Annotated in this window: 8 protein-coding genes; 6 read left to right on the forward strand and 2 right to left on the reverse strand. The window is 62.8% G+C overall.

Features of this window, described 5'->3' with window-relative positions; all coding sequences use genetic code 11:
* Positions 1-17 precede the first annotated feature (17 nt).
* Positions 18-647, forward strand: coding sequence for an AAA family ATPase (locus tag ACQCSU_RS22025; protein ID WP_426979976.1), 630 nt, complete (start codon positions 18-20; stop codon positions 645-647).
* An 83-nt stretch (positions 648-730) separates the two neighbouring features.
* Here the strand turns inward: ACQCSU_RS22025 and ACQCSU_RS22030 are convergent, their stop codons facing one another.
* Both ACQCSU_RS22030 and ACQCSU_RS22035 read right to left on the reverse strand, forming a co-directional pair.
* Positions 731-1,009, reverse strand: a complete 279-nt coding sequence (locus tag ACQCSU_RS22030; RefSeq protein WP_426979977.1) for a hypothetical protein — start codon at positions 1,007-1,009, stop codon at positions 731-733.
* A 32-nt stretch (positions 1,010-1,041) separates the two neighbouring features.
* Positions 1,042-1,788: a phosphotransferase gene (locus ACQCSU_RS22035; protein ID WP_426979979.1), complete on the reverse strand. Its 747-nt coding sequence runs from the start codon at positions 1,786-1,788 to the stop codon at positions 1,042-1,044.
* A 203-nt stretch (positions 1,789-1,991) separates the two neighbouring features.
* Between ACQCSU_RS22035 and ACQCSU_RS22040 the strand changes: the two genes are divergently transcribed.
* From ACQCSU_RS22040 to ACQCSU_RS22060, 5 genes are all read left to right on the forward strand, one after another.
* Positions 1,992-3,146, forward strand: coding sequence for a tyrosine-type recombinase/integrase (locus tag ACQCSU_RS22040; RefSeq protein ID WP_426978556.1), 1,155 nt, complete (start codon positions 1,992-1,994; stop codon positions 3,144-3,146).
* Positions 3,147-3,193: 47 nt separating this feature from the next.
* Positions 3,194-4,507 (forward strand): tyrosine-type recombinase/integrase, encoded by a 1,314-nt coding sequence (locus tag ACQCSU_RS22045; protein ID WP_426979980.1) that lies wholly within the window; start codon positions 3,194-3,196, stop codon positions 4,505-4,507.
* On the forward strand, positions 4,504-4,791 hold the full coding sequence (locus tag ACQCSU_RS22050) for a hypothetical protein (RefSeq protein WP_426979981.1): 288 nt from the start codon (positions 4,504-4,506) through the stop codon (positions 4,789-4,791). Before ACQCSU_RS22045 ends, ACQCSU_RS22050 begins: the two co-directional genes overlap by 4 nt.
* Positions 4,788-5,336, forward strand: coding sequence for a DUF6262 family protein (locus tag ACQCSU_RS22055; protein ID WP_426979982.1), 549 nt, complete (start codon positions 4,788-4,790; stop codon positions 5,334-5,336). Before ACQCSU_RS22050 ends, ACQCSU_RS22055 begins: the two co-directional genes overlap by 4 nt.
* Before the next feature lie 724 nt (positions 5,337-6,060).
* The gene (locus tag ACQCSU_RS22060) at positions 6,061-6,288 is read left to right on the forward strand and encodes an META domain-containing protein (protein WP_426980033.1); all 228 of its coding nucleotides are present in this window, start codon (positions 6,061-6,063) and stop codon (positions 6,286-6,288) included.
* Positions 6,289-6,493: the final 205 nt, after the last annotated feature.

A 6,493-nucleotide genomic window follows, 5' to 3' on the forward strand; every position in this document is an offset into this window, starting at 1 on the left:
ACCAACAAAGGAACCCTATGAAACTTGCTATAGTCGGCGCCCACGGCGTCGGAAAAACCACGCTGACAAAAGCACTCGAGGCCCGCACACCCTTGGTCGCTCCGGTGCCTACTCCAATGCACAATCCCCTTCCAGGGATAACCAAATCCCTCCAAGACTGCACAAATCAGGAGGTGCTGCGGCTAAGCCAGAGACGCTACACCGAGAGAATCGTTCAGGAACACTCAGCAATTGACATCATCTCGGACGGCTCCGTCCTTCACGAGTGGGTTTACGCCTCCACACGCCTCAGCCTCGGCATTTTTCCCGATCAAGATGAGGATCCCAACCCCTCCGCCACCGCAAACATCCAGCTCAGCCTGATCGATGATTTCACCGAAGAAGCCCTTGCCTACACAGAGAAGGCATATGACCAGATCTTCTTCATACCAATCGAATTCCCCCTACCCCGTGACGGCGCACCCATAAGCGACCGATTCCAGGAGGAGGCTGGCAAGCATCTATTTGAACTATTGTCGCTCTGCTCCAAACCAATCCACGTCCTCACTGGATCACTCGAGAATCGCTTGTCTTCAGCCCTGGCGGTTCTGGAAGGCAGCGATACGTCGCCCAAGGGAACTTATACAGGGGTGCGAGACGCCTTCTAGGCCCCTACTCGGGCAATTTAGTCTGCCCTGAGCGATTGAATCGTGCGGGTCGCCGGAGGTTGGCAGTACCGCCAAGGAGCCGTCTAGCTCACGGCGTTGCAGGCAGCCCCAATGCGCCGTTCGGCCAGCCTGTATTCGTCTTGGAGCCGGTTCGCCTCACTGACGTTGCCGTCGGCCACCAACACTTTAAGGTAGTCGGCGACGATTTTCGTATCGCTCTTCAAGGCTTCTGGGGACTTGGAGGCGAGATCGGCATATTGCCCAGTTACCTTGTTACGCGATTCTTGGGACATGCCCGCTGGACCCCCAGAAAAAGATGCAGCCAGAGCCTTGAATTCTTTGCAAGTGTCCGCGGCGCTCATCGGCGCGGAACACCCTCCGAGGAAAACCGCTCCTACAACGCTTGTTGCCAGACGGCTTGGTTGCGAAGGACGTATTCAGCGGCAGCACGCCAGTGCTCGCCGTGGCCATTGACGTACATGTCGGCCCAAGGTTGGAACCCGGTCTCGTGTGAGGACTCCAGAAGCTCGTACATTGCCGCTGTTCGTTTGGCCATAGCGGCTGGCAAAGCCTTGCGTAGCGTGGCACCAGCTCCGTACCCGTCAACAACTGCGCGCAATCTCAGCGCGGCTTCGTCCACAGGCTGCCCGTCAAACAGCACGCCGAATGACTGTGCCGCATAGGCTAGGTCCCAAAGCCGCGTGCTCGGGCCGGCCGCGTCCCAATCGATGAATACCCAGCGCTCCCCCATGATGAGGTTCCACGGGGCCAGGTCGTTGTGGCACATCAAGTCCGGATTCTCAGCAGGTAACAGCGGATTCCAACCGTCCACGTTGGGAATCGCGACTGTTTCACTCGCGTCATGGATCTGCCGGATCATTTGGCCTACCCGTAGCAATTCAGCGTGTCCGAGCGGTAACTGATCCAGCGCGGATACGCCTTCTACGTATTCAATGACATGCCGGCCATCTTCGTCCCGCCCTAGGGGTTCAGGAACGTCCACCCCGGCCGTGCGGAGCTCAGCAAGGTAGTTCTGCACGACAGCCGAATTTTCTAACCAGGGTTTCCTGACAGTGTTGCCAATGCGAACAACACTTTCCGAAGCATTACCACCTGTCAGTTCCTGCTCGTACTCAATCACCTCAGCAGGCTACTGGGCGGCACTCACGTCGGCCAAAAGACCCGAGCCGCGGCCGTTCCACTTCCTAGGTTCTATAGGGGTCCGACCACCTGTGGTGGACTGTGGCACAAGTTGGATCGCTTGCTTGGTGGACGACGGGTTCTCTCCGTGTGTCGGTCAGGTGTTCGTCGTGATGGCGTTCATGATTGGCGTAGGAGATGACTATGCGAACTTTTCCGGTCCAGATGCCTTCTGGAATGCGCTACTGGACAGTGATCGGCGAGGACCTGCTGGTCATTTCTGTGGCGGATGCATATCTGCGGTATTTACGGTTCGGGCGTGATGCTGCCGAGTCGACGACTAAGACCTATGCGGGCGCGGTCGCACTTTATCTATCGTGGTGCGCGGCCACCGGGCAAGACTGGCGGGCCGCTGCGGGGAAGATGCCGGCGTTCGTGTTGTGGCTCCGCCACTCCCCGTCGCAGCCGGGGACAACAACCGGCGGCGCGGTCGAGACTGCGGTCCGAGGACCGCGGCGGATCAACTGCGTGCTCGCAGGGGTGCGGGGCTTCCTGGCCTTCGCGGTGGATCACGGCGACGCTCCGAGAGGAGTGCTGGGTCATCTTTATGAGCTTGCCAATAGCCAGGATCTGCCGGCTGAGGCGCGCGGCGAGGACGGCGTCTGGAGGCTGCGGATGAAGGCCCGGCACAGGGTTCCTGCTATCAGGCAACGGCCTGACCGGGCCCGCGATGAAGATGTCCTCGCGCTGCTGAGGGCATGCCTCTCGGCGCGTGACCGGCTGCTGGTGATGCTGCTCGCGCGGGCTGGATTGCGTCGCGGCGAGCTGGTTGGACTGCGGCGTGAGGACGTCCATTTCCTGGTCGACTCATCGTCCTTGGGCTGTCGCTTCCCCGGATCTCACCTGCACGTGGTGCGGAGGCAGAACACTAACGGCGCGTGGGCAAAATCGCGGCACTCCAGGATCGTCCCGGTGGATTCGCTGGTCGTGTATGCCCACGACCAGTACTTCACCGAGAGAGCCATGAATACCGCGGCAGGTGAGAGCGATTTCTTGTTCGTGAACCTGTTCCGGGCGCCCATCGGCGCGCCGATGACTCCCGCTGCGGTAAACGAATTGCTGGCCGCGGCCTCCCGCCGGGCGGGTCTGGATCCGGCCGTGCACCCGCATGCGCTGCGTCATGGGTTTGCCAGCAACGTCCTGGACGCCGGCGGGAGCATCGACGAGGTCCAAGAGCTCCTCGGCCATGCCTCGATCAGCTCGAGCCAGGTGTATGTCCATCCGGCACCGGAGCGGTTGCGCGCGGCGGTGGAGCGGGTAGCCCCGGGCCGCCACGTCACCGGGAACGTGACGAGGTGACCGCCGTGCCAGCCCGTGCTCTGGTCACGCCGACGCACGAGGACCCGTTGGAGGCAGAACAGGCCAAGGACATTTGGGCGATGTCCTTGTTTGGCCACAGCGGACGGTTGGACTTCACGGCGATAAGCCAACCGTGGTTACGCGAGGGTGCGAAACGGTGGGCGATACACGACCTGATACATCGTCGGGGCGAGGGCGCCACCACGGTGCTGAGAGCCCACGTGGCGGCATTGGCGGGGCTCTCAGAGAGCTTGCGCGCCCATCGAAGCGACCGCGGCCTGATCATCCGTGACCTCGGCCGCCCTGACATTGAGTTGTTTCTGCAGCGACTCACCTACCTGGAGCATTGCGAGAAGATCACCGCGTTGTCCCGATCCCTGAGCTGTCGAAAGGCTCATCATGCGCTGCGTCAGATGCGGCTGCTCGGCCTGACCCGTGCCGGTGACCCGCTCAGCGGGCTGCCTGACGACTTCGCGTTCCGGCGCGAGGACATTCCCCGGCGCCCCGACCGGCAAACTCCAAACCGGTCGCTGCCTCCCGAGATCCTCGCCCAGCTCTGCGATGCCCTGCCGCTGCTGCGCACGCGCATGCCCAAAGGGTTGGCTGTTGCGATCGAGTTGCTCATCGACACAGGCCGCCGTCCCGGCGAGATCCTGAACCTGCCTTGGGACTGCATAGACCGCGACCACGACGAGAACTATGTCCTGGTCTACGACGACCTCAAGAACAACAGGCCGGGCCGACGGCTTCCGATCACCCAGGCGACCGCCGAGCTAATCACCACCCAACAGAAAGCAATCCGGGAGCGGTTCCCCGACAGCAACCCGGCGTCCTTGGTTCTGCTGCCCTCTGACGAAGACCCGGACGGCCGGCGTCCGATGGCCCGGCATCGCATCGGCCGGGCCCACCGCGGCTGGATCGCTTCGCTGCCCTCTCCTCTCCGGCGCTCCGACGGCAGCAGCTACGACCTGACCACGATCACGCCCTACTCCTATCGGCACACCTACGCGCAACGGCACGCCGACGCCGGCGTCGCGCTCGATGTACTCGCCGAGCTGATGGGCCACGAGCTGTTGAGCTCGACTCAGACCTATTACCAGGTCGGCGAGAAACGCCGCCGTGCCGCGGTCGACCGGCTGGCCGACCACCGGTTTGACCGGCACGGCAACCACCTCTGGCGAGACGCCCAGGCTTTACTCGAAGACGAGCACGCGCGCCACACGCTCGGCCAGGTATCGGTGCCCTACGGCAACTGTCACGAACCCTCCAACGTCCAGGCAGGGGTGGGTCCTGTCCATTCCGGTTTCGCTGCGTCGGCTGCGATCACTTCCACACCGATCCCTCGCACCTGCCCGAGTTGAAGGCATACCTGCATGACCTGCTCCGTGACCGCGAACGCGTGCTGGCCACCACCGATCTCGAAAACTGGGCCAGAACAGAAGCTTTACCCTCAGAGGAAGAAATCCGCCGGGTGAAAGAACTCGTGCACCGGGTCGGGGAACATCTTGAACAGCTCGCCCCCGCCGAACAAGCCGACATCGCCGCCGCCATTTCGGCCGTTCGGCGTACCCGCCAGGTCACCAGTCTGGGTATGCCTGCCATCAGGGGCAAGCCCGATACCAGCGCGGGACTGGAGAGACCGTGAACAATAACACCAACGGCATCGCCGCGGCCCGGCAAGCCCACAGCACACGATGCCGGCAACGTGTTCTCGCCGCGCTTGAGCAAGCTGTCCATCTGGGCACCGAAATAAGCATCTCCGCGATCGCCCGCCGCGCCGGGGTGGACCGCAGCTTCCTCTATCGCCACCGCGATCTTCACGCCGCGGTACTCCTCAAGGCCGCCGAACCAACCACCGCCAGCACCAGAGGCCCTTGCGTCAGCAGGCCATCCCTCGTAGCCGACCTGGCCAACGCTCATGACCGCATCACGCGCCTGACCCGCGAAAACGCCCAACTCCGCCAGCGCCTGTCCGAGCATCTCGGCGAACAGGTGTGGCGAGAGTCCGGCCTCGGAGCCCCCGACGATGTCGACCGTCTGCACCGCCGCGTCACCGAGCTGGAACAACACACCGCAGAACAACACCGGCAACTCTCAGAACGCGACGACGAGCTCGACGCGGCACGGGCAGCCAACCGCGAGCTCATGACCCGGTTTAACCGGCCACACCCCGACGGGTGCAATCACTAGGACCACACTCTTGTGGCCCCCGCCAGAGTGGCGCTCGACGACGCCTAACTTGCACAATCGAGGTCTCTTCCCTTGCCGGAGTCCCGTCGGACCCCGAGGTGACCTGGGATGTGGATAGGCCGTGGGACGTTGCCGGAGTCCCACAAGCCCTTGGCAATGTCCTACGGGTGGAGACGAACGCATGACTTCGTCTGTCTGGTGAAGGCGCGGCCGGGACCGGTATGGGGCGTTCGCGAAGACCAAGCCACACTCGTGTCAGCCGAGCGCGGCTGTGGCTACAACAGTCAGCGGATCCACCTCTGGTGACACGGCCTCTGGGCCAGCTTCAAGACAAAGCCGCTGCGTGCGTATAGGCTCCCAGCAGCGTCCACCTTCAAGGGAGCACAATGAAGCGCACTGGGGCCTGGAACTATGGTGTTCCTCTCGTCTTGATCGGCACACTAATGACATCTTGCGGAGCCCAGACTTCGGACGGACAAGGTCCTTCCGTATCGTCTCCTTCCTCGACCAGCCTCAGTCCCGCCCCGACCATCCCTGTGATTTCCGCTGCCTCCCCGACCAGCTCCACCCGCCCCAGGAAACATGTGCGGCGTTCCTGCCATCGGCCCCGTGTGCCATCTATACGAGCACTTCCGGAACAGCGGGTGGAAGGAATCTGCCGTGGGTGGCGTCGGGCAGCCTCAGGGTCCAGCTGAACTCCGTAACTGGGGACCTTTACCTGAGCGTGAGGACCAACTGCGCGCCCATTAGCGGGCCAGTGGAAATCGCCGGGAACGCCATGACCGCCGGTGACCTTGCCATCGGCGCTATAGGGTGCCCGGAGGAGCTCGGCCGGCAAGACCAGTGGGTCCTGGAATTCCTGAAACGTCCGGTAGAAATGACCTTCAGCCAGGACACCCTTCAGTGGAAGAGCGGAGCAGACACACTCAGCTTCAAAAGCGCAGATTCCTGAACAGCCGGAGGTGCCGTTGTGGGACTGGCCGGCGGGACTGCCCCAGCGCGAGCTGATGACCCGGCTCAACCGGCCACACTCCGACGGGTGTGAACACTAGGACCACACCTGTGGCCCACGCCAGAGTGGCGCCCGACGACGCCTGACCTGCACAAACGAGGTATGTTCCCTGCCGCAGTCACGCAGGACCCCGAGAGAACCTAGG

Origin of the sequence: Pseudarthrobacter sp. O4 (genome assembly GCF_050157025.1) — a bacterium.
Taxonomy (GTDB): domain Bacteria; phylum Actinomycetota; class Actinomycetes; order Actinomycetales; family Micrococcaceae; genus Arthrobacter.

Bases quoted from the DNA above. Each gene is read 5' to 3' on its own strand.
- ACQCSU_RS22025 (WP_426979976.1), top strand. From the start codon at position 18: ATGAAACTTGCTATAGTCGGCGCCCACGGCGTCGGAAAAACCACGCTG.
- ACQCSU_RS22040 (WP_426978556.1), top strand. From the start codon at position 1,992: ATGCGAACTTTTCCGGTCCAGATGCCTTCTGGAATGCGCTACTGGACA.
- ACQCSU_RS22030 (WP_426979977.1), bottom strand. From the start codon at position 1,009: ATGAGCGCCGCGGACACTTGCAAAGAATTCAAGGCTCTGGCTGCATCT.